Source organism: Erythrobacter sp. EC-HK427 (genome assembly GCF_902498745.1).
Taxonomy (GTDB): domain Bacteria; phylum Pseudomonadota; class Alphaproteobacteria; order Sphingomonadales; family Sphingomonadaceae; genus Alteraurantiacibacter.
This window is the reverse complement of record NZ_LR701479.1, coordinates 1,992,192-2,017,561: the sequence shown is the minus strand read 5'-3', so window position 1 is coordinate 2,017,561 and position 25,370 is coordinate 1,992,192. Positions and strand designations below refer to the sequence as shown.

The window sequence follows — 25,370 nt, the reverse complement described above, 5'->3', positions numbered from 1 at the left end:
TTGTCGCGGCAGTGACTTTGCCGCACTATAGGTGCGCGTGACACGATGAGGCATTCCCGATGAACCCGACGCCGCAAGAGCAGCTGTTTCTCGAATTGATCAACCGTCTGCGGATGGATCCGCATGGCGAATACGCCCGGCTGACCACGGCGGAGGTGCTGGCGGAAATCCAGGGCGCGCTCAATTTCTTCGGGGTCGAGCTGAGTTCGTTTCAAGCGGCTATGCTCGCCTTTGCGCCGGTCAATCCGCTGGCGTGGAACAGTGCCCTCGCCCTCGCCGCGCAGCGCCACAATGACGAAATGATCGCGGCGGACACGCAAAGCCACCAATTGCCCGGCGAATTGGGCCTCGGCGCGCGCATCACCGATGCGGGCTACACCAACTGGTCGCGGCTGGGGGAGAATATCTACGCCTATTCGGATAGCGTGGTCTACGGCCATGCCGGATTCGTGGTCGACTGGGGCTTCGATGACGAGGATTTCGACGGCAACAACGTGCGCTATAACGACTGGCAGACGCGCGGCGACGGTATCCAGGATCCGGCGGGGCATTTGCTCAGCCTGATGAATGCCAATTTCACCGAAATCGGCATCGCGGTGACCGCGGAGACCAATTCCGCGACCAGTGTCGGCCCGCTGGTGGTGACGCAGGATCTGGGCACGCGCTTTGGCTATCAGGCGCAATTTGTCGGCGTTGTCATCAACGATACCGACAATGACGATTTCTACGATATCGGCGAAGGCATGGGCGGCGTAACGGTGACGCTGACGGGCACCAGCGGCACCTTCTCCACCATGACGTGGGATGCGGGCGGCTGGCAGATCGCGGTGCCTGCGGGCACCTATGACATCGTTTTCTCGGGCGGCGGGCTGGTCGGCACGATCACGGCTTCGGCGACTTTGGGCACGGCAAACGTCAAGCTGGATGTCGAAGCCGCAGATGCGGTGGACACGAGCAATGTGCAGAACGGGACGCCCGGGGTCGATACATTAAATGGCGGGGCGGGTGTTGACGTCCTCAACGGGCTTGCGGGCGATGATGTCCTGTTCGGCTTCGGCGGCAACGACACGCTCGACGGCGGGCTTGGCATTGACGACATGACCGGCGGCGCGGGTGACGATAGCTTCTATATCGACAGCGTGTTCGATGTGGTGCGCGAGCTGGCGGGCGATGGCACTGACCGGATTTACACCAGCATCAATCTCAACCCCTTCGGCAACCGCTACGCCCATGTCGAGAGCTTCGCGCTGATCGGCAGCGCCACCGCTTTGCACGGCACCAATAATGGCGAAGAAATCCTCGCCAACCCGACGCTCGGCAGCAGGCTGTTCGGCTATGGCGGGGCAGACACGCTGGTGGGCAGTATCGGCGCGGACAGACTGTATGGCGGCCTTGGCAATGACACGCTCCTTGGCGGTGCGGGGCGCGATCTGATCGACGGCCAGGCCGGCGCGGACGATATGCGCGGCGGTGCGGATAACGACAATTACATCGTGGACAATCTGGGCGACACCGTGACCGAGAACGCGGGCGAAGGCACCGACACCGTGCGCGCCTTCGTCAACTTCACGCTGGGCGACAATATCGAAAACCTGATCCTTGTCGGCGGTGCAACACAGGGCGATGGCAATGGCCTTGCGAATGCCATCTACGCCAAGAGCCCGGGCGCCGTGCTGCGCGGCTTTGGCGGAAACGATTTCCTGCGCGGCAGCCAGGGCGATGACACGCTCGATGGCGGGGCGAATAATGACACGATCAACGGGCTTGGCGGGAACGACCAGATTTTCGGCGGATCGGGCAATGACGAGCTGAACGGCAGCCACGGCAACGACACGATCGATGGCGGCTCGGGCGACGACACAATCTTCGGCGGGCGCGACAATGACACGATCATTGGCGGCATCGGCAAGGACACGATGCGCGGCGACATTGGCGCAGATGTCTTCGCGTTTGATGACGGACACTTTGCCGGGCTGACCACGACGACAGCTGACCGCATTACCGACTTCGACCAGCTCGAAGGCGACCGGATCGACCTCTCGCTGGTCGATGCCATCACCGGCGGCGGCGACAATGCCTTCACCTTCATCGGCGCGGCAGAATTCACCGGCGTGGCAGGCCAGCTCCGCTTCGAGCAATCGGGCGGCGTGACGATGGTGTATATGGACACCAATGGCGACATGACCGCCGACTACGCCATCGCGCTAACCGGCCTCATCACCCTGACCGAGGCGGATTTTGTGCTGTGATAGCACACGCCGGATTGTGACAAGGTTTGTCACTGGACAGCGGCGCGTGTAAAAACCAAACATCCCCCCCACTGATGCGGCGGGCGCTTTCCGATGACCGGACGCCTTCGCGATCGCGCATTTTCGGGGGTTACCAGCATGAGCTTTCCTGCAAGCATCGACCTTTCCACACTCGACGGGCAAAACGGTTTCACCATCAGGGGTATCGGCTCAGGTGACCGTGCGGGCTTCTCGGTCAGCAACATCGGCGACGTCAATGGCGATGGATTCGACGATTTCATCATCGGGGCTTGGGGCGGGGACGCAGGCGCTACCGATAGCGGCGAAAGCTATGTCGTGTTTGGCAAGGCGAATGGGTTTACCTCTGCCCTCGATCTCTCCACGCTTGATGGCTCCAATGGTTTCCGCCTCGATGGGATCAATAACAGTGATAATTCCGGCTACTCGGTAAGCGGTGCAGGCGATATTAACGGCGATGGGTTCGATGACATCATCATCGGGGCTCAGGATGGCGACGCGGGCGCCACTGATTCCGGAGAAAGCTATGTCGTATTTGGTAAGGCCAGTGGTTTTACCGCTGCGCTCAGTCTCTCCATGCTTGATGGCACCAATGGCTTTCGCCTCGATGGAATCAATAGCAGTGATAGTTCCGGCCAATCGGTGAGCGGGGCCGGAGATGTTAATGGCGACGGGTTCGATGATATTATCATCGGGGCTCGGGGGGCCAACGCGGGTGAGACCGGTTCCGGACAGACCTACGTAGTGTTTGGTAAGGCCAGTGGTTTTACCCCTGCGCTCAGTCTCTCTGCCCTCGATGGCTTTAATGGCTTCCGCCTCGATGGGATCGATAACAGCGATAGTTCCGGCTTTTCGGTGAGCGGTGCAGGCGATGTTAACGGCGATGGATTCGATGATATTATCATCGGGGCTTTTCGCGGAGACGAGGGTGGTCTCGATTCCGGGGAGAGCTACGTTGTATTCGGCAAGGCCAGTGGTTTTACAGCTGCCCTCGATCTCTCCTCGCTTGATGGCTCCAATGGCTTCCGCCTCGATGGTATAGATACCATTGATTTTTCTGGCATTGCGGTGAGCGGCGCCGGCGATGTGAATGGCGATGGATACGATGATATTATCATCGGGGCTCATTTCGGAGACGCAGGCGCTACCAATTCCGGAGAGAGCTACGTTGTATTCGGCAAGGCCAGTGGTTTTACAGCTGCCCTCGATCTCTCATCGCTTGATGGCTCCAATGGCTTCCGCCTCGATGGTATAGATGCCAATGATCAATTCGGTAGGTCGGTGAGCAGTGCCGGCGATGTCAATGGCGACGGCTTCGATGATATTATCATCGGTAGTTTTAGTGGTGACGCAGGCGCTACCGATGGCGGCGAAAGCTATGTGGTGTTTGGTAAGGCCAGTGGTTTCACCGCTGCGCTCAACCTCTCCACGCTCGATGGTTCCAATGGCTTCCGCCTCGATGGAATCGGTGTCAATGATTTTTCCGGCTGGGCGGTGAGCGGTGCCGGCGATGTGAATGGCGATGGCTACGATGATATCCTGATCGGCGCATTTGGTGCCGATGCTTCAACCGGCGAGGCCTACGTCATCTTCGGCCGCACCTCCAACCAGACCGAGGGCACGCCCGCGACCGACGACAACCTGCTCGGCGGGCGCGGCAATGACCGGTTGAACGGCTATGCCGGGAACGACCGCCTGAACGGCCGTGACGGCGATGACATCATGGCGGGCGGTGCAGGCGACGATCTCTATTTCGTCACCAATACCGGCGATGTGGTGATCGAGCTGGCGGATGAAGGCGATGACACCGTCACCTCCTCGCTCAGCTATACGCTCGGCGAACACGTCGAAAACCTGCGGCTGCGCGGCGATGCGGCGGAAGGCGTGGGGAATGAGCTCGACAACTCAATCGTCAGCGTGGCGGTCGGCTCGACGCTGCGTGGTTTGGGCGGGAACGACTATCTGCGCGTCAGCGATGGCGGCGGAAGCCTGTATGGCGGCGATGGTGACGACACGCTGATCGGACGCAATGGTGATGACTGGCTTTCGGGCGGCGCGGGCTTCGACAACCTGCGCGGCGCGCAAGGGGCCGATACCTTCGCCTTTGCCGATGGCGACTTTGCCGGGCTCACCGTGCTGACCGCAGACCGCATCGCGGGTTATCGCTCGGCGGACGGCGACAAGATCGATCTTTCGGCGGTCGATGCGATCCTCGGCGGCGGCGATGATGCCTTCACCTTTGTCGGGGCGGCCGAGTTCAGCGGCACCGCGGGCGAGCTGCGCTGGGAAGTCGATCGCAACCAAACGATGCTGCTGATGGACATCGATGGCGATGGCGGCGCCGATCTCGCCATCCGCGTCAACGGCCTGCACACGCTGACCGAAGCGGACTTCATCCTCTAGCCTCGACTACGCAATCTGTGCCAAAGGCAGCGAATGTCCCAGCGCCGCCTGTTTGTCGCCCTGCGCCTGCCGGAAAGCGTGTGCGATGCGCTGCTCGATACGATGGAGGGCGTTGCGGGCGCGCGCTGGCAGGATGCGGATAATCTGCATATCACGCTGCGCTTTATCGGCGAAGTTGAACGGCATCAGGCTGATGATGTGATAAGCGCGCTGGAGAGCGTGCCTTTCCGCCCCCTCCCTGTCGCCATTGACGGCATCGGCCATTTTGACGGGGCGAAGCGCGCCAAGGCGATCTGGGCCGCAGTAACCCCCTCGCCCGCGCTCACCGAATTGCAGCACAACGTGGAAATGGCCTGCCGACGCGCAGGACTGATGGCAGAGACGCGCAAGTTCATCCCCCACGTCACCCTCGCCCGGCTCAATTCCGGCAGCGCAGCGATTGGCGACTGGCTGGCGATGCACAGCCGCCTCAGCCTTGGCCCGTGGAGCGCCGACAGCTTCGCGCTGTTCGAAAGCGATCTGACGCCGCAGGGGCCGCTCTACACGCAAATCGCCAGCTTTCCCCGGCGCTAGTGCTTGGCAGCGGGCGTAGCGCGTTCTAGAACGCTCCGCAGAACGGCGTCCGGTCGCTTGAGGAACGCCGCAACACAAGAGAGAGAAAGACGAGGCCGCCCTCATGAAATCGCGCCTGCTTGCCAGCACCACGCTGGCCTTCGCCCTGACCGCCTGCGCCACCATGCCGGAGAGTGACATGAATGTGACCCCGCCAATGGCCGAGATCGCCTATGATCCCGAGATCCCGGTCGCCACCAGCATCTTTGCCGAGCCGTCCCCGCTCTATATGCACGCGCCGCAATTCGACCAGGTTGCCGACAGCGCATGGCAGGGCATTATCGAGGAAGCGATTGCGATCCGCCTCGCCGAGGTTGAAGCGATTGCGAACAATCCCAACCCGCCCACTTTCGATAACACGCTGGTGGCGATGGAGCGTTCGGGCCAGGTCTTCTCGCGCAGTTATTCCGCCTTCAGCCAGATTGTCGGCGCGAATATCAACGATACGATTGCCGATGCCGACGCCGCGCTCGCCCCGCAGATCGCGGCGATGAGCGACAGCATCTATCTGAACCCGCAGCTGTTCGAACGCGTCCGCACCATTTACGACAACCGTGCCGCCATGGCCATGACGCCCGAAGACGCGATGTTGCTGGACATCTACTATAACGAGTTCGTCCATCGCGGCGCGCAGCTTGGCCCTAATGCGCAGACCGAATTGCGCGCGATTAACGAGCGTTTGTCGACGCTCTCCTCGCAAATCTCCCAGCTGATTACGCAGGGGCAGAATGCGGCCGCCATCGTGGTGGACACCCGCGAGGAGTTGGCGGGCCTGTCCGACGGGCAGATCGCGGCTGCCGCGGCTTTGGCGACCGAGCGCGGGCATGACGGCAAGTTCATGCTCACCGTCAGCAACACCACCGGCGTGCCGATGCTGTCCCAACTCCACAACCGCACCACGCGCGAGCGGCTGCACCGTGCGAGCGTTGATCGCAACCAGTCGGGCGAAACCGCGACGCTGCCGATGATCCGCGAGACCATCGCCCTGCGCAACCGCCGCGCGCAATTGTTCGGCGAGCCGACACACGCCAACTGGCAGATGTATGACCGGATGGTCAGCGATCCGCAGCAGGCGATCGGTTTCATGGCCGACATGGTGCCCGCTTTGCGCGCCACGCAGGAACGCGAAGCCGCCGTGTTGCAGGAACGGCTGGAGCAGGACGGGCATACGTTCGAGCTCGCCGCATGGGATTGGCCCTATTACGCCGAAATCGTCCGGCAGGAACGCTATGCGCTTAATAACGAGGAAATCCGCCAGTATTTCGAAGTCGACCGCGTGCTCGAAGAGGGCGTGTTCTACATGGCCGGAGAGCTTTACGGCCTGACCTTCGAAAAGCGCGACGATATCCCGACCTACCACCCCGATGTGTCGGTCTACACCGTGTTCCACGATGGCGAGCCGATTGCGCTGTTCTACTTCGATCCGATGCAGCGCGATTCCAAGCGCGGCGGGGCGTGGATGAGCAATTTTGTCGAACAGAGCCATCTGCTCGGCCTGCGCCCGGTCGTCACCAATACGCAGAACATCGCCCCGCCCGCGCCGGGTGAGCCGCGTCTGGCGACGTGGGACGATGTCGAGACGATGTTCCACGAATTCGGCCACGCGCTGCACGGCATCTTCGCCGACCAGCCCTATCCGTCGATTTCGGGCACCAACACCGCGCGCGACTGGGTGGAATTCCCCAGCCAGTTCCACGAGAATTTCGCCGCGCTGCCCGAAGTACTGGAACGCTATGCGCGCCACCACGAGACGGGCGAACCGATCCCGGCCGAACTGGTTGAAGCGATTGGCCGCGCCAGCCGCTTCAACCAGGGCCACGGCTTTGGCGAAGTCATCGCCGCCAGCCTGCTCGATATGGAATGGCACTCGCTCGATCCCAGCGAGCCCGCACCGACCGATGTGATGGCTTTCGAAGCCGAAGCACTGGAACGGATCGGTCTGCGCCACGATCTGGTGCCGCCGCGCTATCGCACGCCGTATTTCCGGCACATTTTCGAGCATGGATATGATTCGGGCTATTACGCCTACACCTGGACCGAAATGCTGCATCACGATGCCTACAGCTATGTTGAGGCCAATGGCGGCATGACCCGCGCAATGGGCGACCGGATCGTGGCAACCTTCCTCGGCCAGGGCCATTCGAAGAGCTACGAACAAATGTTCCGCGACTTCACGGGGCGCGATCCGCAAGTCGAGCCGCTGCTGCGGGCGCGTGGGTTGCTGGCGGAGTAGGGTTTACGGTTCGCACGAAGACCACGAAGACACGAAGGGGGCGGTGCTTGGCATCGCCCCCTTTCTTTGCGCCGCAGGCAATCGATAATTTCGCGCAGAGATCGCAGAGAGCACAGAGTTTTTTTTGGCCACGACCCTCCGCGTTCCCTGCGGACTCTGCGCGAAACATATTGCGCCTACGGCGCGTGTGTGTGCCACATCTTCGTGGCTTTGTGTTCTTCGTGTGAACCCTAATACACCAGCGCCCGAGCGCCCTCTTCGCCGATCCAGTGCGCATCGACGCCCCACACCTCTCGGATGGTGCCGCCGGAAAGCGCCTCTTCCGGAATGCCGTCCGCCACCAGCCGCCCTTTGTCGAGCACCAGCACGCGGTCGGCGTGGTTCATCGCCAGCGCCAGATCGTGCAGCACCAACACCACGCCGCAGCCCGCCTCGGCCTCGCTCCGCAGCACACGCAGCATCGCCAGCTGGTGCGCCAGATCGAGCGCGGCGAGCGGTTCGTCGGCGAGGATCCATTGCGGCTGGCCCGCCAGCACCCGCGCCAGCAACGCCCGCGCCTTCTCCCCGCCCGACAGCGTGGAGACGGGACGATGGGCGAGGTCATCCAGATCGCAAATGCCGATCGCTTGCCGCACTTCCGCCTCGCCCGCATCGCGGTGCGGCAGGCGGCCCAGCGCCACCAGATCGCGCACCGCCACATCCCACGCGACTTCGCCCGTTTGCGGCAGATAGCCGATGTTGCGCGCGCGGGTGAGCGGATGCATCGCGCCCACCGGCTTGTTGCTCAGGGTAACGCTGCCCGCAGCGGGCTCCATCAGATGGGCCAGCGTTGAAAGCAGCGTCGATTTGCCAGCGCCATTGGGGCCGCAAATCGCGGTGATATCGCCGGGGATCAGCGACGCGGTGACGCCATCCAGAATGGCCGTGCCGCCACGCTCGACCGTAAGACCTTCGCAAGCGAGAATCATAACCAACCTCCGCTCATGCTGAGCCTGTCGAAGCACGCATCCGCAACAGCAGCAGCAGGAAGAACGGCGCGCCGATCAGGCTTAGCGCGATGCCCAGCCGTAGCTCGGTCACCAGCGGCAGGATGCGGCACACCACATCCGCCACCAGCACCAGCAGCGCGCCTGCCAGCGCCGATGGCACGATCAGGCTGGAAGGGCGCTTGTCGGTGAGCGGGCGCACCAGATGCGGCACGATCAGGCCGACAAAGCCGATGATCCCCGCAACCGCCACGCCGCTGCCCACGGTGAGGCCGGTGCCCAGCACCATCGCCCACATCAGCCGCTTGGGATCGACCCCCATCGAGCGCGCCGCCGCCTCGCCCAACGTCATCGCATCAAGTGCGCGGCCCACTCTCCACAGCACCAGCACGCCCGCCAGCGTCAGCGGCGCGGCGAGCTGCACATCGGCCCAGCTGCGGTCGGTCAGCGCGCCCATCAGCCAGGTGACAATGCTGCTCATGGCGAAGGCATTGGGGGCAAGGCTGATGGCAAGGCTGGTCAGCGCGCCCGCAAGGCTCGCAATCATCATGCCCGCCAGCGTGAACAGCGCGATGCCATTGGCAGGGCTGGCGGTGCGTCCCGCGATCAGCGCGAGCAGCGCCATCGCTCCCGCCGCGCCCGCCAGCGCCGAACCGGTCAGCAGCAGGTTCCACGACACGCCAAATGTCAGCGCCATCACCGCGCCCAGCGCCGCGCCCGGCGCAATGCCGAACAGGCCGGGATCGGCGAGCGGGTTGCGTAAATAGCCTTGCATCGCCGCGCCCGCCGCGCCCAGCCCGCCACCAATCACCACCGCGAGCACCGCGCGCGGCAGGCGCAATTCGGCGAGGATCAGCGCGGCATTGGGCGTGCTCGCCGGGTCAAGCCACACGCGCCCCGCTAGCAGCGAAAGCGGGATGGCGAGCGCGAGGAGGCCGCCGAAAATGAGAGTGGCGCGGTTCATCCTGCTTGCCGCCTAATCTCGCCGAGGCGCTCCAACGCGCGCGGAATGGTCGGCCCGCCGCAATACAGCAGCGCGCTGTCGAACGTGGCGTAACGCACCCCGTCCAGCGCGCCGAGCACCGGGTGCGTCAGCACCCGCTCGCCGCCCGAAGCAAGGATCAGCTCTGGCGGATCGGCCAGCACCTGTTCCAGCGGCAGGTAAGCGCCCTGCCCCAACCCGCGCGCGGCGGAGTGGCTGGTAAAGCCCGACTGCTCCAGCAGCGCGAACGCGAGCGAGCCCTCGCCTGCAACGATGCCGCCATCCTGCCAAAGCAGCGTGGCAACCGGCGCGGCATCGCTGGCGGCATTGTCCCACGCCGATTGCACTGTGCCCGCCAGCAGCGCAGCCCGCTCCGGCGCGCCAACCGTCTCGCCCAGCAGAGCGATTTGCCCCAAGCTGTCCTCCAGCGAGGACACCATGCCCACCGAAACGATGGCAACTCCCGCCGCCTCCAGCGCTTCTCGCGTTGCAGGGGCAAGGAAAGTGTCGGCCACAACGATATCGGGGGCGAGCGCGAGCACTTCCTCCACCGTGCCGCCGGTGGCCTTGTATTGCAGCGCGTCCGCCAGCACCATCGAGGTGGCGCCGGGATCGTGGCTGTAATGCGAGACAGCGAGCAATTGCCCGGGCGCGGCGACCTCGTGCAGGATCGCATCGGCGCAGGGGTTAAGGCTGACGATTGTGGGGTGGGTAGAGGCACGCTCGGTTTCCAGCGCCCCTCCACATCCCGTCATTCCGGCGAAGGCCGGAAACCAGAGCAGGCGCAGCGCCATTCTGGTTCCCGGCCTGCGCCGGGATGACGAAGGGGTTGTGGGCATCAAAGCGCCAACCTCGCCCCGACAAACGCCACCCTCCCGCGTGTCGCGTAACCGGCGGCCGTCTGGTAATCTGTGTCCCACACATTCTCGACGCGGCCGTAGAGTTGCACTGCGTCGGTCACATCATAGGCCACGCGGACGGTGAGGACTTCATACCCGTCGAGCGGCACGAAATTGCCCGCATCGTCGAAACTGTCCGACACAATCCGCATATCCGCGCCCACTGTCAGCGCATCGACGGGCGACACATCCGCGCTCAGCGTCAGCGCATGGCGCGGGCGGCGGGCGAGCTGGTTGCCGGTGTCGCGGTTCTCGGCATCGGTAAAGGCATAGGCCGCGCCCAGCACCACGCCGCTCACCGGACGCGCGCGAAATTCGGCTTCGACGCCCTGTGCCCGCGCGCTGGTGATGTTGTCGTACGTACCGAAGGGGCGGTTGTCGCAAATCGGATCGCTCGAACCAAAGCAGCCGACGAAGGCGATCTGGTCTTCGGTATCGCGGCGGAACAGCGTCACCGCGCCAAAGACATTGCCCGAAGCCCGCTCGCCATAGGCAAGCCCGAGATCGAAGCTGGTTGCGCGTTCGGGTTGCAACGCCGTGTTGCCGAAATCGCTGAACAGCTGGAACAGGCTCGGTGCCTTGAACCCTTCGCCCACGCTGGCGCGCAAACGCCAGTCGGGCGCGACTTCGTAGCTGAGGTCTGCGCCGAAGCTGACTGCGCTGCCGAAATCGGCATGGTCGTCCACCCGCGCGCCGATATGGCCGGAGATCCCGCGCCACTCGATGCCTGCCTGCGCATAAGCACCGAAAATCCGCGTGTTATTGCCGGAATCGAACAGCGTTTGGTAACTTGTCCACTCGTTCTCCGCGCCGAAATTGACGATCAGCGGGCCGATGGGCCGCCATTCGCCGCGCAGTGAAACGCGGTCGGAGCGGCCATCGCTGGTGAAGGTCTCCGCGCCTGTATCGTCGAGATTGTCGCGCGAGGTGTCGGCGAAGCTGTAGGCGGCTGAGAGGAACAGTGGACCGCTGTCATACACCGCGCCTGCCGAGCCGAAGGTTTGCGCTGTGTCCTGCGTCTCGCCCGAATCGGCGAGCGTGAAGGCGGGTGCAGGGAAACCGTCGATGTCGAGCTCTCCCTCGGCATGACGGATGCGGGCGAAGAATTCGAGCTCGTAGCTGGCATAGTAACGGCCATGGCCTTCCAGCGCCCATTGCGCGAAACCGTCCGGCTCGGTGCCACTGGCGGCGGCGGAGAAGCCGTCGGTGCGGGCATAGCTGGCGGAAGCGCCAAGGAAGCCGATATCCTGATCGCCCACGCCCCCCGATGCGGCGGCGGTGAGGCTGTCATCGCTGCCATATTCGATAGCGCCCGCAAGGCCGGTGTCGGCGCGGGTCGAGGCGACGATCACCCCGCCCAGCGCGTCCGATCCCCAGATGGTGGAATTGGAGCCGCGCAGGACTTCGACCTTGGCGAGGTTGGTGGAAAGCAGATTGCCGAAATCGAACCCGCCCGAGGGCGATGCCGGATCGGCCACGCGAACGCCGTCGAGAATGACGAGCACTTGCTCCGCCTCCGCGCCGCGCAACCGCACGCCCGTCTGCGCGCCGAGCCCGCCGGTACGGCTGTAGGTAAGGCCGGGGACGCGTTCGAGCACGCGCGGCAGGTCGGGGCCTTGCAGCGCGGCGATCTCCTCTTCGCCGATTACGGTGATGGCTTGGCCCGAATCCTCGATTTCGGTGCGGGTGCCGGTGGCGGTGACGGTAATGGTCGCCTCGTCCAACGCCGGGTCGGCCAAGGTGACGGTGTCGAACTCATCCTCCTCCTGCGCCATCGCAGGCGAGGCTATCGCCACCAGAGAAACACCGATAAACAGATATTTAACCACAAAACCTCCTATCACAAGCGAACGTCGCCTATGACGGAAGCCAGCGCGGGATTGCGCTTCGTCCGAATGCGTCCGGTACACCCCGCCCGGCAGCAAAAGCGACCGTCACCCGGCAGGTCTCCTGGCTCCCGGATCATCGCTTGCCGCCCGCCTTCCCGCTCCAACAAGCAGTGGCATATCGGGCGAAAGCTCCCCGGTCACAGTTGCGGGGGCAGCGCGGGATTTGAACCCGCTTCCCTCTTAGGTTCGATCGCTCGAACAACCCGTGACGATGCCTGCCCTTAAGTTGGTATCATGCGCGCTGCAAGCCTTGCCATGCATTAACCAATGTCCCGCCATGACACGCGCGGCGATGCGCAAGTGTTTGGCAAGGACTATGCCTGTATGGGGCAAGGGTGGAACACGTTCCGATCACCATCCCCGAATCTCCCCGTCGGGATTTTCGTACCCGCCGCGCATCCCCGCGTGAGCGGATGCAGGGCTTTGCCAAAAAGGCGGGCGTGTTGGCGCTGGCGATTGCGGTTCCGGCGATTGCCGCCAATGGCGCGCCGGGGTTTTTCTCCGGCGGAGACGAGGCGGAACTGCCCTATCTGATGCCGTTCGAAACGCCGGGAGAGAGCTTTCCCGGTTCCGCCTTCTACTACCTCGAAGAGTCCCCGCAACTCGTCGAAAACGATGCGTGGGACAGGCCCATCCAGGTGATCGGCGGGGCGGGCATTCTCACCGATGATAGCGAGGACGCCGCCAGCGCGCTCGCCAATCTGCCGCTTGCCGCCACCCCGCTGCGCATTCGCGGCAGCGATCAGGATCACGCCCGCGCGCAGCAATGCATGACGCAGGCGATTTATTACGAAGCGGCGAGCGAAAGCGATGCGGGCCAGCGCGCAGTAGCGCAGGTCGTGCTCAACCGCGTGGCGCATCCGGCATACCCGAACACGGTGTGCGGCGTCGTGTTCCAGGGCAGCGAGCGGCGCACCGGATGCCAGTTCAGCTTTACTTGCGATGGCGCGCTCAATCGCCGCCCCTCTGCGGCTGGCTGGGCGCGCGCGGGCCGCCATGCGCGCGAGGCCTTGGCGGGCGTGGTCTATGCCCCCGTCGGCACGGCGACGCATTACCACACGCTGGCGGTCAACCCCTATTGGGCACCGACGCTGGAGACGGTGACGGTGATCGGCTTCCATATCTTCTACCGGATGCCGGGCAATGCCGGGCGACCATCGGCCTTCCATTCGCGCTATGGCGGCGGAGAGCCCGCACCGCAGCGCGCCCGCGCCGCGACGCAGGAGGCACCTGCGCTCGATGTGCCGATCGATATGTCGCAATATGCCCTGCCCGCCGCGCCTACTGCTGCCGCTCCGCGTCCGCAAACGCCGGGTACGCAGCCGCAAGCCCAGGCTGCACCTGCTGAAGAGCAGCGCAGCGATATCCTTCCGCAAAGCGGCAATGTGCGCGAGGAATATGCCAATAGCGGGCGCTGGATAGAGCGCGACTAAACGCGACGTGAAGCGGCCGCGCACCCGTAGGCAGTTCTAAAGATCGCGGAAACCATTGTGCAACACGCTTGCTTAGCAGGTGCATTTTACAAGTGGGTACAGTCGCTAATCGCGCCTGTTGATTGCCAATTTGAACACCGGAACTCCGCCTCCCATGTCCATCCGCTTTGCCGCTTCCCGCACCAAACGCTCGGTCTGTATGCACCGCGAGCTGGTGCGGATGCTGTCGCTGGTTCCGGCCAACGACAATGGCCATGCGGTGCAGCGCAACGTGATGGATGCAGCCCTGCGGCACTTTGCCGAGCACGGCATTGCCGCCGCGCAGAACGCCCGCGAACAGGCGATTCTGGCGGGCAAGGCGGGCGAGCGCGAGCTGTTCGAATACTGGCTGGAAATCTGCCGCGCGCTTGACCGGCGCATGGCGCGCCAGCTTGATCCGGTGGACAGCACCGGCCGCCGCTGAGCCGCCCGCCTTCCCTACGCATCATTGCCGATAGCTTTCGCGTCACCGCGCCGTCATTCTGGCGGCCTATCGCCGTGCATGAAAGCCGCGCCACGCGGCCTCAAATGCTATTGAAAACCATTATCATATCATTAGACTTTTTGATGGTTGCAATGGGTTTCCACCCCTTCTAGGGCTGGCCGAAACACGCTGCATCACCGCGCCGGGCGCATGGTGAATTGTGGCAGAACTAACGTGGATGCGCCCGCAGGCAGCTGAAGGACAACAGGCTTACCCATGGCACGCAAAAAAATCGCGCTGATCGGCTCCGGCATGATCGGCGGCACCCTCGCCCACCTCGCCGCGAAAAAGGAAATGGGCGACATCGTCCTGTTCGACATTGCGGAGGGTATGCCGCAGGGCAAGGCGCTCGATCTGTCGCAGTGCGGCCCGATCGAAGGCTTTGACGCGAAGATCACCGGCACCAATGACTATGCCGATATTGCCGGGGCCGATGTGGTGATCGTCACCGCCGGTGTGCCGCGCAAGCCGGGGATGAGCCGCGACGATCTGCTGGGCATCAACCTGTCGGTGATGAAGGCCGTGGGCGAAGGCATCAAGACCCACGCGCCCGACGCGTTCGTGATCTGCATTACCAACCCGCTCGATGCGATGGTCTGGGCGCTGCGCGAATTTTCCGGCCTGCCGCATAACAAGGTGGTGGGCATGGCTGGCGTGCTCGACTCCGCGCGCTTCGCCACTTTCCTCGCCTGGGAATTCGGGTGCAGTGTGAAGGACGTGAACGCCTTTGTGCTGGGCGGCCACGGCGATACGATGGTTCCGGTGCTTAGCTATTCGACGATCAACGGCATTCCGGTTGACGACTACGCCAAGATCAAAGGCGTTCCGGCAGAGCGCCTCGACGAAATCGTAGACCGCACTCGCAAGGGCGGCGGTGAGATTGTCGGCCTGCTCGGCAATGGTTCGGCCTATTACGCCCCCGCCACCAGCGCAATCAGCATGGCCGAAGCTTATCTCGGCGACCAGAAGCGCATCCTGCCCTGTGCAAGCTATGTCGAAGGCAAGTATGGCCTCGACGGGCTGTATGTCGGCGTGCCCACCGTGATCGGCGCAGGCGGCACCGAGGAAGTCATCGAAATCGAACTGTCCGACGAAGAAAAGAGCAACCTCAAGGTTTCGACCGACGCAGTCGAGGAACTGCTTGAGGCTTGCAAGGGGCTGGATGGAGATCTCGCGTGAGGCTGGGCAAGCTCGTTGCAGCCCTCGGGTTATCTGCCTTGGCGTTCCCGACGACTGCCAATGCTCAGGAGTTTCGATCAGGCGATATCTTTGCGCCGTTTGTCCTCATTTGCCTTCAGAATGTGGGCGATAGCGAAGCTCAATTGGATGCAGCGCGAAGTCTAGAAAGTGTTACAGAGCCCCAATCGGTCTGGACGCTTCTCGAAGAAACAACAAGCGGAAGCAGGACGCTACTCACCTTTGAGAGTGCATTTGTCGAGGTATCAAGTAGCCTCTGCTCCTTCGGCTCCGAAGTAAGCGCCGATGTAACTCGCGAAGTCTTCGTAGAGGGCCTCACCGAAATTTTCGGTGGGATGGAGCCAACACCGAGAATCGGCAGCGATGAGGTTTCTTGGATGGCAGGCATCGGCGGAAATCCGGTTATGATTTCTGCCGACCTGATCCAGCGCGAGCAAAGCAACTACGCCCTCCTCAAAGTTCAATAGTCGGAGCAATCAATTGTCCATCCTCGTAAACAAAGACACCAAGGTCATCACGCAAGGGATGACCGGCAATACCGGCACGTTCCACACGCAGCAGGCGCTCGATTACGGGACGCAGATGGTGGCGGGGGTGACGCCGGGCAAAGGCGGCTCCGAGCATCTCGGCCTGCCGCAGTTCAACACGGTGCGCGAGGCGGTGGAAGCCACCGGCGCGACCGCGAGTTGCATCTATGTGCCGCCGCCCTTCGCAGCAGATGCAATCCTCGAAGCGATCGAGGCCGAGGTCGAGCTGATCATCACCATCACCGAGGGCGTTCCGGTGATGGACATGATTACCGTGAAGCGCGCGCTCACCGGCTCCAAGTCCCGCCTGATCGGCCCCAATTGCCCCGGCGTGCTGACGCCGGACGAGTGCAAGATCGGCATCATGCCGGGCAAGATCTTCCAGAAGGGCAGCGTCGGCGTCGTTTCGCGTTCGGGCACGCTCACCTACGAAGCGGTGCACCAGACCACCGCCGTGGGCCTTGGCCAGTCTACCGCTGTCGGCATTGGCGGCGATCCGGTGAACGGCACCAACTTTATCGACGTGCTCGACCTGTTCCTCGACGATCCCGAAACCAAGTCGATCATCATGATCGGCGAGATCGGGGGTTCTGCGGAGGAGGAAGCTGCGGCATTCCTTAAGGCGGAAGCGGCAAAAGGGCGTTCCAAGCCGGTCGTCGGCTTCATCGCCGGTCGCACCGCGCCTCCCGGCCGCCGCATGGGCCACGCGGGCGCCATCGTTTCGGGCGGCAAAGGCGGCGCGGAAGACAAGATCGCAGCGATGGAAGATGCGGGCATCCGCGTCTCCCCCTCGCCCAGCGAACTGGGCACCACACTGGACGCGCTGCTGAAGGAGCTGGCGTAACCGCTAGCGAGAACCGCCATGGGTAACGAACCGAAAAACTTCCTCCCCGAACTGCCCGGACAGGACGGGCCGCAAGCGGGGCCGAGCTGGAGCAATCCGCGCTGGCCGCTCACCGACGACGCGGCAGACCGCGATGCGGCGATGGATCCGACCGATATGTTCGTCGCGGTGCAGCAGGCCGCAGCGGCAGCGGGCAAGCCAACCGACAAGGCCAGCATCGAAGAAGCCTGCCGCCAGTCGGTGCAGGCCATGCTGCTGATCCGGCTTTACCGTGTGCGCGGGCATCTGGCGGCCAATCTCGATCCGCTGGGCCTCTCGCATCCCGAAGTCCCTGCCGAGTTGACGCTGGAATGGCACGGCTTTGCGGGGCAGGAGGCGAAGGAAGTTTATGTCGGTGGCGCGTTCGGGTTCGAATGGGTCAAGGTCGGCACTCTGTTCGAAGTCCTGCGCGCCACTTACTGCGGCGATGTCGGCCTCGAATATATGCATATCGCCGATACCGAGGAACGGCGCTTCCTGCAGGACAAGTTCGAAAAGCCCGAAGATACGATCAGCTTCACCCCCGAAGGCAAGAAGGCTATTCTGCAGGCCGTGATCCGCGGCGAGGAATACGAAAAGTATCTCGCCAAGAAATATGTCGGCACCAAGCGCTTCGGCCTCGATGGCGGCGAAGCGATGATCCCGGCGCTGGAAGCGGTCATCAAATATGGCGGCAGCACGGGCGTGCGCGAGATCATCTACGGCATGGCGCACCGCGGGCGGTTGAACGTGCTCGCCAATGTGATGGCCAAGCCTTACCGCGTGATCTTCCACGAGTTTTCGGGCGGCTCGGCCAATCCCGATGATGTCGGCGGTTCAGGCGATGTGAAGTACCACCTCGGCACCAGCACCGACCGCGAATTTGACGGCATCAAGGTGCATATGAGCCTCGTGCCCAACCCCTCGCATCTGGAAGCCGTAAACCCCGTCGTGCTCGGCAAGACGCGGGCGCAGCAGGCGTTCCGCGACGATCTGGACGCGCATGAGCAAGTGTTGCCCGTGCTTATCCACGGCGATGCGGCCTTTGCCGGGCAAGGCGTGGTGTGGGAATGCTTCGGCCTGTCGGGCGTGCGCGGCTATTCCACTGGCGGCTGCATCCACTTCATCATCAACAACCAGATCGGCTTCACGACCTCGCCCAAATTCGCGCGGTCTTCGCCCTACCCGTCCGACGTGGCGAAGGGCGTACAAGCGCCGATCCTGCACGTGAATGGCGATAATCCGGAAGCGGTGACATTCGCCTGCAAGCTCGCGATTGAATACCGCCAGCGGTTCAAGCGCGATATTGTGATCGATATGTGGTGCTATCGCCGCTTCGGCCACAATGAAGGCGACGAGCCCAGCTTCACCCAGCCGCTGATGTATAAGGCAATCCGCAACCATCCGCGCGTGTCCGAAGTCTATTCGGAACGGCTGCTGGCCGAAGGCGTGATCGAACCGGGCACCGCGCCGGAAATGCGCGATGAGTTCATCGCGCAGCTCGATGAGGAATTTGAAGCGGGCAAGAGTTACAAGCCCAACGAAGTCGACTGGTTCGCCGGCCGCTGGAGCGGACTGCACAAGCCCGCCGATCCGGAAACCGCACGTCGCAATGCGGAAAGCGGGATCGAGCGCAAACTATTCGACAGTCTTGGCCGTACGCTGACAACTGTGCCCGAGAAAGTCACTATCCACAAAACCTTGCAACGTGTGCTCGATGCCAAGGCGGCAATGTTCGAGACCGGCGAAGGGTTCGACTGGGCGACGGCCGAAGCGCTCGCTTTCGGCAGCCTCGTATCCGAAGGCTACGGCGTGCGCCTTTCGGGGCAGGATTCGGGACGCGGCACCTTCAGCCAGCGGCACGCGATCTGGGTCGATCAGAACACCGAAGCAAAATACATCCCCCTCACCACTCTGCCGCATGGCAAGTTCGAGGTGTATGATTCCACGCTGAGCGAGTTCGGCGTGCTTGGCTTCGAATATGGTTTTGCCATGGCTGATCCCAAAACGCTGGTGTTGTGGGAAGCGCAGTTCGGCGATTTTGCCAATGGCGCGCAGATCATGATCGACCAGTTCATCGCCGCAGGTGAAGCAAAGTGGCAGCGCGCCAACGGCCTCGTGATGCTGTTGCCGCACGGTTATGAAGGGCAGGGGCCGGAGCATTCCTCTGCCCGTTTGGAACGCTTCCTGCAACTCTGCGCGAACGACAATATCCAGGTCTGCAACATCACCAGTCCGGCGAATTACTTCCACGTTCTCCGCCGCCAGATGATGCGCCCGTTCCGCAAGCCGCTGGTCATTATGTCGCCCAAGAGCCTGCTGCGGCACCCGGAGGCAAAATCGGCAACGAGCGACTTCCTCAACGGCAGCAGCTTCAAGCGCATCCTTTCGGACCGCAAGGACATTGCCGATGCCAAGGTGCGCCGCCTTGTGCTTTGCAGCGGCAAAGTCGCTTTCGATCTGATGGAAAAGCGCAATGCCGAAGGTCTGGACGATGTCTCCATCGTGCGGATCGAGCAGCTTTACCCCTTCCCCGGCGAACCGCTCGCCGTGCGCCTCAAGCGGATGGGCAATCTGCAAGAGGTCGTCTGGTGTCAGGAAGAACCGCACAATAATGGTGCGTGGTTCTTCGTGCAGAACCGCATCGAGGACGCGCTGACCGCCGCCGGGCACAAGGGTATGCGCCCGGTTTACGCGGGCCGCGACGAAGCCGCATCCCCCGCCACCGGACTTGCAAGGCGCCATGTCGAACAGCAGGATGCGCTCATCGCCGATGCGCTGGGCCTGTCGGGGCGCGTCTCCGGCAATGCCAAGCGCGCCAAGAAATAATCACAGGACGCCAAGGAAAACAGTCACATGGCAACCGAAGTTAAAGTTCCCACTCTCGGCGAAAGCGTTACCGAGGCCACTCTTGGCGAATGGCTGAAGCAGCCCGGCGATGCGGTCGCCGCTGACGAGCCTATTGCCAGCCTCGAAACCGACAAGGTCGCGGTCGAAGTCCCCTCGCCTGTCGCCGGAGTGCTCGGCGAACACAAGGTCGGCGTGGGCGACACAGTGGAAGTCGGCGCGATTATCGCGATTGTTGAAGAAGGCGGCGCGGCTGCCAAACCCGCCGCTGCCCCTGCTGCTGCTGCCAAGCCTGCCGATGCCGGAAGCGCCGCGAAGAGCGAAGCTGACGACACCGCTGCGGTCGATCCCTCGCTCACCATGTCGCCTGCCGTGCGCCGTGCGGTGATCGAACACGGGGTCGATCCCACCACGATCAAGGGCAGCGGCAAAGACGGCCGCCTGACCAAGGAAGACGTGATCGCCGCCGCCCAAGCGAAAAGCGCGGGCAGTGCTGCTCCGGCAAGCGCACCCGCACCCGCACCCGCACCCGCTCCCGCGCCCGCCCCTGCTTCGGCAAAGGGTGAACGCCGCGAGGAGCGCGTCAAAATGACGCGGATGCGCCAGACCATCGCCAAGCGGCTGAAAAGCGCGCAGGACAATGCCGCGCTGCTCACCACCTTCAATGATTGCGACATGACCGCCGTAATCGCAGCGCGCGAGGCCTATAAGGACGTGTTCGCCAAGAAGCACGGCATCAAGCTGGGCTTCATGTCGTTCTTCGCCAAAGCCGCCGCGCTGGCGTTGAAAGACGTTCCGGCAGTCAACGCCTATATCGACGGGGACGAGATCGTGTATCACGACTATGTCGACCTGTCGGTGGCCGTCAGCGCGCCCAATGGTCTGGTGGTTCCGGTCGTGCGCAGCGTCGATGCGATGAGCTTTGCCGAGATCGAACTCGCCATCGCCGATTTCGGCAAGCGCGCCAAGGAAGGCACGCTTACGATGGAAGACATGACCGGCGGCACATTCACCATTTCCAATGGCGGCGTGTTCGGATCGCTGATGTCGACCCCGATCATCAACCCGCCGCAGTCTGCTGTGCTTGGCCTGCACCGGATTGAAGATCGCCCTGTCGTCCGTAATGGCGAGGTTGTGGTGCGCCCGATGATGTATCTCGCGCTGAGCTACGATCACCGCATCATCGACGGGCGCGAGGCAGTGACTGCGCTCAAGATCATGAAGGAAGCGATCGAGGATCCGATGCGGATGCTGATCGATCTGTGATGTGCGATAAAGGAACCCGGCCCGTGCTGAAGCAAATGACTCTCCTTGCCGCTGCAGCCTTAGCGCTCACCGGCTGCGATGCCGCCACGCAGATGGCGGGCGATGCGGTGGAGGCGGAAATCCGCAATGCCGTCGTCCTGCAATGCCAGGAAATGTCGCAAAGCGCAGGGATCGTGGCAGACCGGGTCGCGGGGGTTTGCGAATGCAGCGCCGATGCGTTCCTGAACGATCCTGACCTGACAGCGGACGACATCAGCCGCGAGAATATCGAAACCATTGTCAATGAATGTGCGACAAGTGCCGCACCTGCGGCAGAAGCCTCTGCCGACGCGACGCCAACGGAGCAATAACGTGGCCGATCACTCCTACGATTACGACGTCCTCATTATCGGTGCCGGCCCCGGCGGCTATGTCGCGGCTATCCGCGCGGCGCAGCTCGGGCTGAAGACCGCTTGCGCCGAAAGCCGCGAGACGCTGGGCGGCACCTGCCTCAATGTCGGCTGTATTCCGTCGAAGGCCATGCTCCACGCATCCGAATATTTCGACGCGGCGGCGAATGGCACGATGGCGGAAATGGGCATCGAGGTCACACCAAAGCTCAACATGGAGAAGCTGCACGGCCAGCGGCTCGATGCGGTGAACGGGCTGACCAAAGGCATCGAATTCCTGTTCAAGAAGAACAAGGTCGACTGGAAGAAGGGCCATGCGCGCTTCGTGGATGCGCACACGGTCGATGTGGGCGGCGAGACCGTCACCGCGAGGGAAATCGTCATCGCCACCGGCTCCTCGGTCACGCCGCTGCCCGGCGTCGAGGTCGACAATGCCAAGGGCGTCGTGGTCGATTCCACTGGTGCGCTGGAGCTGGAGAAAGTCCCCGGCCACATGGTCGTGATCGGCGGCGGCGTGATCGGGCTGGAGCTGGGCTCGGTCTGGCGTCGGCTCGGCGCGAAGGTCACTTGCGTCGAATATCTCGACCAGATCCTGCCCGGCATGGATGCCGATGTGCGCAAGGAATCGCAGCGCATTTTCAAGAAGCAGGGCATTGAATTCAAGCTCTCCACCAAAGTCACCGGCGTATCCGTGAAGGGCAAGACCGCGACGCTGACGCTCGAAGCCGCTGCGGGCGGTGATGCAGAAACGATGGAAGCCGATTGCGTGCTCGTCTCGATCGGCCGCAAGCCCAATACCGATGGGCTGGGCCTTGAGAATATCGGGCTGGAAACAAACGCACGCGGCCAGATCGAAATCGACCACGAATTCCGCACCGCTGTCGCTGGCGTGCGCGCCATCGGCGATTGCGTCCCCGGCCCCATGCTGGCGCACAAGGCCGAGGATGAAGGTATCGCGGTCGCCGAATGGATCGCAGGCGAGACGGGCATTGTGAACCACGATGTAATCCCCAGCGTCGTCTACACTCTCCCCGAGATCGCCGGTGTCGGCCTGACCGAGGAACAGGCCATCGCCAAAATGGGCGGCGACAAGGCGAAGGTGAAAGCGTTCAAGTTCCCGATGGCGGCCAACAGCCGCGCGAAGACCAATCACGAGCCCGACGGTTTTGTGAAAGTCATCGCCGAAGCTGAGAGCGACCGCGTGCTGGGCGTGTGGGCGATTGCCTCGGTTGCCGGGACAATGATCGCCGAAGCCGCACTCGCGATGGAATTCGGTGCGACCTCTGAAGACATCGCCTATACCTGCCACGCCCACCCGACCCATGCCGAAGCCTTGAAAGAGGCGGCAATGGGCGTGCAGGGCAAGCCGATCCATATGTGATGCAGCTGTTGCGGAACCGCCTCCCCGCCATCGCGGCGCTGGCGGTTCCCGTTGTCGCGGGCGCGGTGTGGATGAGCATCGGCGGCGCGCCGTCGCATTACGCGCTCACCAATCTGGCCGTCCTCGCCGTCATGGCGCTGTGGGTGGCCGTGGGTCGCGGGCCGCATACGCCGCCGAGCCGCCATATCCTCGCCATCGTGTTGCTGCTGGTCATGCTGCTGCCGCTGACCGCGGGAGAAGCGGTCAATTCGGTGACGGGGCAGGACGTGAAGCGCTGGGTGCAGATCGGGCCGCTGGGCTTGCATACCGGCATGATCGCTCTGCCCCCGCTCGCCGTGCTGGCCGCGCGCAACCGCAAGCTGGGCGCGCCGATCCTCTTCGCTGCGCTCCTCGCCGCCTATTTCCAGCCCGATGCCGCGACCGGCTTTGCCATCACCTTTGCCGCCATCGGCATCCACCACGTGACCAAGGACTGGCGCATGGGCGGCGTAGTGGTGATCGGCTTCTTCGCCTCGCTGGTGATGGCGGTGCGCGGTGAAGTTCCGCCGCAGCCCTTTGTCGAGCGGGTGCTGGTGCAGGCGGCAGAGCAGAACGTCGCGCTCGCTTTGCTGCTGGCCGCCGCGCTGGCAGCCAGTTTCGCGCTGATCCTGTTCGCCAGCCATCTCAGCCGCGAGAAGCGTTTTGCGCTGGCGGGCGCGCTGTTCGGCTTTGCGATCATGGCGATGATGAACAGTTACCCGACCCCGCTGATCGGTTATGGCGCAGCGCCGATCATCGGATTCGGCCTCGCACTCGGTTTGAAGAAGGTTCCGCAGCGATGACCACCATGCCTCCCTTTCACCTCGCTTTTCCGGTCGATGATCTGGACGCGGCCCGCGCTTTCTGGGGCGGCGTGATGGGCTGCGCGGAGGGGCGATCCTCCGACCACTGGATCGATTTCGACTTCTACGGCCACCAGATCGTCGCCCATCTCTCGGGCGCGGCGGGCGACCGCGCGAGCAATGCGGTGGACGGACATGACGTGCCGGTGCCGCATTTCGGCGTGGTGCTCGATATGGCGCAATGGCAGGAACTTGCGGGCCGCCTCGCCGCCGCCGGAACCCGCTTCGTGATGGAGCCGACCATCCGCTTCAAAGGCCAGGCGGGCGAGCAGGCGACGATGTTCTTCCGCGATCCGGCAGGCAATGCGATCGAGATGAAAGCCTTCGCCGACCGCGCGCAGCTGTTCGCGAAGGACTAGCGCCAGAAATTTCGTCATTGCGAGGAGCGCAGCGACGCGGCACTCCAGCAACAACGCTTGGACTGGATTGCCACGGCGACTTTGTCGCCTCGCAATGACAAGGAAAATGATGACCCGCTCCAAACTCATGCGACTGTTCGCCAAATGGCACATCTGGCTCGGCTGGCTGGTCGGTGTGCCGGTGCTGATGTGGACGGTGACCGGCCTTGTAATGGTCATCACCCCTATCGAGGAAGTGCGCGGCAACCATTTGCGCGTCGAGATCGAACAGGCTCCCTTGCCCGCCCAACTCGTTTTGCCAGACATCCCCGATGCGGGATCGATGGAGTTGCGCGCCGTAATGCAGGGGGACAGGCCCGTGTGGTTCGTCACCGATGCAGAAGGCAACACCGCCCGCTACGCCGCCGATGGCACCGGCGCTGCCATCGCGGAGGCGGACGAGGCCTATGCCCGCGCGCTGGTGGCCGAACGCATCATTGGCGGCGACAATACGGTGGCTTTCGAAGCCTTTGGAGCGGACAACCCGCCGTTCGATTTCCGCCGACCCGTTCCCACCTGGCGGGCGACTTTGGAGGACGGGACGCATATCTATATTGATCGGACCACAGGCGAAATCGCTGCCATCCGCACGCGCTGGTGGCGGGTGTTCGATTTTATGTGGGGCCTGCACATCATGGATCTGCAAACCCGCGAGGATACCAGCCACCCGATCCTGATCCTGTTCGCTGCCTTGGGCGTGATCGGATCGCTGCTCGGCTGCGTGCTGATGTTCCGGCGACGCAAATCGCGGATCAGGGGCCTGACATGACCCCGCAAATTCTCACCCCGCTGCTCGATGTGCTCGACATCGTCGGCGTGGCGATATTTGCATTGTCCGGCGCTTTGCTCGCCGCCAAGGAACGGCAGACTTTCGTCACGATGGTGTTCTTCGCGCTCTTCACCGGCGTGGGCGGCGGAACGGTGCGCGATCTGCTGATAGATGCGCCGGTGTTCTGGATTCGCGACCCGTGGATCGCGCTGGTGTGCTTTTCCACCGCGCTGCTCGCCTGGTTCACGCCAACGCGGTGGTGGGACGGAAAGCTGCTGGAATATGCGGACGGGCTGGGGCTTACCGCCTATGCGGTGCTGGGTGCGGCCAAGGCGCTGAGTTATGGCGTCCCGCCCGTTCCGGCGGTGATGATGGGCGTGGTGACCGGCTGCGTGGGCGGCATTATCCGCGACGTGGTGGCGGGCAGGCCGTCGATCATCATGGGGCCAGAGCTTTACGTGACCGCCGCGGCGCTTTCCGCACTGCTCTGCGTGCTGGGAGACGCGTTGGGCCTGTCGCGCGAGCCGGTGTGGATCGTCGCCGGGCTGGCAGGTTTCATTCTGCGCGCCGCCGCAATCCGCTTCAAGCTGGGCCTCCCCGCCTATTCACGCGAGGCCTGAGGCGAG

General features: G+C 63.3%; 21 protein-coding genes and 1 riboswitch. Of the genes, 17 read left to right on the top strand and 4 right to left on the bottom strand.

Annotated elements, in window-relative coordinates; translation table 11 throughout:
• Nucleotides 1–59: 59 nt before the first annotated feature.
• The 4 genes from GC121_RS09935 to GC121_RS09920 all read left to right on the top strand — a co-directional run bounded on the left by GC121_RS09935 (nucleotide 60) and on the right by GC121_RS09920 (nucleotide 7,515).
• On the top strand, nucleotides 60–2,249 hold the full coding sequence (locus tag GC121_RS09935; protein WP_151974133.1) for a CAP domain-containing protein: 2,190 nt from the start codon (nucleotides 60–62) through the stop codon (nucleotides 2,247–2,249).
• A gap of 138 nt (nucleotides 2,250–2,387) precedes the next feature.
• Entirely contained in the window at nucleotides 2,388–4,670 is a 2,283-nt protein-coding gene (locus tag GC121_RS09930; RefSeq protein ID WP_199857822.1) for an FG-GAP repeat protein, read from the top strand.
• A 33-nt stretch (nucleotides 4,671–4,703) separates the two neighbouring features.
• Complete coding sequence (thpR, locus tag GC121_RS09925) at nucleotides 4,704–5,243, top strand: RNA 2',3'-cyclic phosphodiesterase (RefSeq protein WP_151974131.1); 540 nt, start codon at nucleotides 4,704–4,706, stop codon at nucleotides 5,241–5,243.
• A gap of 103 nt (nucleotides 5,244–5,346) precedes the next feature.
• The gene (locus tag GC121_RS09920; RefSeq protein ID WP_151974130.1) at nucleotides 5,347–7,515 is read left to right on the top strand and encodes a M3 family metallopeptidase; all 2,169 of its coding nucleotides are present in this window, start codon (nucleotides 5,347–5,349) and stop codon (nucleotides 7,513–7,515) included.
• 230 nt (nucleotides 7,516–7,745) lie between these two features.
• On the opposite strand, the gene GC121_RS09915 is transcribed toward GC121_RS09920, so the two are convergent.
• The 4 genes from GC121_RS09915 to GC121_RS09900 are packed head-to-tail and all read right to left on the bottom strand — an operon-like array spanning nucleotide 7,746 to nucleotide 12,211.
• Nucleotides 7,746–8,483 carry an ABC transporter ATP-binding protein gene (locus GC121_RS09915; RefSeq protein ID WP_151974129.1) on the bottom strand — a complete coding sequence of 246 codons (738 nt, stop codon included), beginning with the start codon at nucleotides 8,481–8,483 and terminating at the stop codon, nucleotides 7,746–7,748.
• A gap of 13 nt (nucleotides 8,484–8,496) precedes the next feature.
• On the bottom strand, nucleotides 8,497–9,465 hold the full coding sequence (locus GC121_RS09910) for an iron ABC transporter permease (protein ID WP_151974128.1): 969 nt from the start codon (nucleotides 9,463–9,465) through the stop codon (nucleotides 8,497–8,499).
• Entirely contained in the window at nucleotides 9,462–10,277 is an 816-nt protein-coding gene (locus GC121_RS09905; protein WP_234421192.1) for an ABC transporter substrate-binding protein, read from the bottom strand. The genes GC121_RS09910 and GC121_RS09905 overlap by 4 nt, the downstream gene beginning before the upstream one ends.
• Before the next feature lie 44 nt (nucleotides 10,278–10,321).
• Nucleotides 10,322–12,211 carry a TonB-dependent siderophore receptor gene (locus tag GC121_RS09900; protein WP_151974127.1) on the bottom strand — a complete coding sequence of 630 codons (1,890 nt, stop codon included), beginning with the start codon at nucleotides 12,209–12,211 and terminating at the stop codon, nucleotides 10,322–10,324.
• Nucleotides 12,212–12,304: 93 nt separating this feature from the next.
• A riboswitch (cobalamin riboswitch) is annotated at nucleotides 12,305–12,493 on the bottom strand.
• A 113-nt stretch (nucleotides 12,494–12,606) separates the two neighbouring features.
• Between GC121_RS09900 and GC121_RS09895 the strand changes: the two genes are divergently transcribed.
• The 13 genes from GC121_RS09895 (at nucleotide 12,607) to GC121_RS09835 (ending at nucleotide 25,364) form a co-directional block, all read left to right on the top strand.
• Nucleotides 12,607–13,704: a cell wall hydrolase gene (locus tag GC121_RS09895; protein WP_234421190.1), complete on the top strand. Its 1,098-nt coding sequence runs from the start codon at nucleotides 12,607–12,609 to the stop codon at nucleotides 13,702–13,704.
• A 154-nt stretch (nucleotides 13,705–13,858) separates the two neighbouring features.
• Nucleotides 13,859–14,167, top strand: coding sequence for a hypothetical protein (locus tag GC121_RS09890; RefSeq protein WP_151974126.1), 309 nt, complete (start codon nucleotides 13,859–13,861; stop codon nucleotides 14,165–14,167).
• 276 nt (nucleotides 14,168–14,443) lie between these two features.
• Nucleotides 14,444–15,406 carry a malate dehydrogenase gene (mdh, locus tag GC121_RS09885; RefSeq protein WP_151974125.1) on the top strand — a complete coding sequence of 321 codons (963 nt, stop codon included), beginning with the start codon at nucleotides 14,444–14,446 and terminating at the stop codon, nucleotides 15,404–15,406.
• Nucleotides 15,403–15,891 carry a hypothetical protein gene (locus GC121_RS09880; RefSeq protein WP_151974124.1) on the top strand — a complete coding sequence of 163 codons (489 nt, stop codon included), beginning with the start codon at nucleotides 15,403–15,405 and terminating at the stop codon, nucleotides 15,889–15,891. The genes mdh and GC121_RS09880 overlap by 4 nt, the downstream gene beginning before the upstream one ends.
• A 13-nt stretch (nucleotides 15,892–15,904) precedes the next feature.
• A complete protein-coding gene (sucD, locus tag GC121_RS09875; protein ID WP_151974123.1) occupies nucleotides 15,905–16,795 on the top strand; it encodes a succinate--CoA ligase subunit alpha in 891 nt (296 codons plus the stop codon).
• An 18-nt stretch (nucleotides 16,796–16,813) separates the two neighbouring features.
• On the top strand, nucleotides 16,814–19,642 hold the full coding sequence (locus GC121_RS09870) for a 2-oxoglutarate dehydrogenase E1 component (protein WP_151974122.1): 2,829 nt from the start codon (nucleotides 16,814–16,816) through the stop codon (nucleotides 19,640–19,642).
• 27 nt (nucleotides 19,643–19,669) lie between these two features.
• Nucleotides 19,670–20,926: a 2-oxoglutarate dehydrogenase complex dihydrolipoyllysine-residue succinyltransferase gene (gene odhB, locus GC121_RS09865; RefSeq protein ID WP_151974121.1), complete on the top strand. Its 1,257-nt coding sequence runs from the start codon at nucleotides 19,670–19,672 to the stop codon at nucleotides 20,924–20,926.
• Nucleotides 20,927–20,949: 23 nt separating this feature from the next.
• Nucleotides 20,950–21,276 (top strand): hypothetical protein, encoded by a 327-nt coding sequence (locus GC121_RS09860; protein ID WP_151974120.1) that lies wholly within the window; start codon nucleotides 20,950–20,952, stop codon nucleotides 21,274–21,276.
• 1 nt (nucleotide 21,277) lies between these two features.
• Nucleotides 21,278–22,696 (top strand): dihydrolipoyl dehydrogenase, encoded by a 1,419-nt coding sequence (lpdA, locus tag GC121_RS09855; protein ID WP_151974119.1) that lies wholly within the window; start codon nucleotides 21,278–21,280, stop codon nucleotides 22,694–22,696.
• Nucleotides 22,696–23,517 carry a hypothetical protein gene (locus tag GC121_RS09850; protein ID WP_151974118.1) on the top strand — a complete coding sequence of 274 codons (822 nt, stop codon included), beginning with the start codon at nucleotides 22,696–22,698 and terminating at the stop codon, nucleotides 23,515–23,517. Before lpdA ends, GC121_RS09850 begins: the two co-directional genes overlap by 1 nt.
• Nucleotides 23,518–23,522: 5 nt before the next feature.
• The gene (locus tag GC121_RS09845; RefSeq protein ID WP_370513767.1) at nucleotides 23,523–23,936 is read left to right on the top strand and encodes a VOC family protein; all 414 of its coding nucleotides are present in this window, start codon (nucleotides 23,523–23,525) and stop codon (nucleotides 23,934–23,936) included.
• Between the two features lie 109 nt (nucleotides 23,937–24,045).
• Nucleotides 24,046–24,744, top strand: a complete 699-nt coding sequence (locus GC121_RS09840; RefSeq protein ID WP_151974116.1) for a PepSY domain-containing protein — start codon at nucleotides 24,046–24,048, stop codon at nucleotides 24,742–24,744.
• A complete protein-coding gene (locus GC121_RS09835) occupies nucleotides 24,741–25,364 on the top strand; it encodes a trimeric intracellular cation channel family protein (protein WP_151974115.1) in 624 nt (207 codons plus the stop codon). Before GC121_RS09840 ends, GC121_RS09835 begins: the two co-directional genes overlap by 4 nt.
• Nucleotides 25,365–25,370: the final 6 nt, after the last annotated feature.

Excerpts from the sequence above, each read along its gene's own strand:
- GC121_RS09920 (WP_151974130.1), top strand. The coding sequence starts at position 5,347 with ATGAAATCGCGCCTGCTTGCCAGCACCACGCTGGCCTTCGCCCTGACC.
- GC121_RS09835 (WP_151974115.1), top strand. The coding sequence starts at position 24,741 with ATGACCCCGCAAATTCTCACCCCGCTGCTCGATGTGCTCGACATCGTC.
- GC121_RS09840 (WP_151974116.1), top strand. The coding sequence starts at position 24,046 with ATGACCCGCTCCAAACTCATGCGACTGTTCGCCAAATGGCACATCTGG.
- GC121_RS09850 (WP_151974118.1), top strand. The coding sequence starts at position 22,696 with ATGCAGCTGTTGCGGAACCGCCTCCCCGCCATCGCGGCGCTGGCGGTT.
- GC121_RS09930 (WP_199857822.1), top strand. The coding sequence starts at position 2,388 with ATGAGCTTTCCTGCAAGCATCGACCTTTCCACACTCGACGGGCAAAAC.
- GC121_RS09935 (WP_151974133.1), top strand. The coding sequence starts at position 60 with ATGAACCCGACGCCGCAAGAGCAGCTGTTTCTCGAATTGATCAACCGT.
- GC121_RS09870 (WP_151974122.1), top strand. The coding sequence starts at position 16,814 with ATGGGTAACGAACCGAAAAACTTCCTCCCCGAACTGCCCGGACAGGAC.
- GC121_RS09915 (WP_151974129.1), bottom strand. The coding sequence starts at position 8,483 with ATGATTCTCGCTTGCGAAGGTCTTACGGTCGAGCGTGGCGGCACGGCC.
- GC121_RS09890 (WP_151974126.1), top strand. The coding sequence starts at position 13,859 with ATGTCCATCCGCTTTGCCGCTTCCCGCACCAAACGCTCGGTCTGTATG.
- mdh (WP_151974125.1), top strand. The coding sequence starts at position 14,444 with ATGGCACGCAAAAAAATCGCGCTGATCGGCTCCGGCATGATCGGCGGC.
- GC121_RS09845 (WP_370513767.1), top strand. The coding sequence starts at position 23,523 with ATGCCTCCCTTTCACCTCGCTTTTCCGGTCGATGATCTGGACGCGGCC.
- GC121_RS09910 (WP_151974128.1), bottom strand. The coding sequence starts at position 9,465 with ATGAACCGCGCCACTCTCATTTTCGGCGGCCTCCTCGCGCTCGCCATC.
- GC121_RS09905 (WP_234421192.1), bottom strand. The coding sequence starts at position 10,277 with ATGGCGCTGCGCCTGCTCTGGTTTCCGGCCTTCGCCGGAATGACGGGA.
- odhB (WP_151974121.1), top strand. The coding sequence starts at position 19,670 with ATGGCAACCGAAGTTAAAGTTCCCACTCTCGGCGAAAGCGTTACCGAG.
- thpR (WP_151974131.1), top strand. The coding sequence starts at position 4,704 with ATGTCCCAGCGCCGCCTGTTTGTCGCCCTGCGCCTGCCGGAAAGCGTG.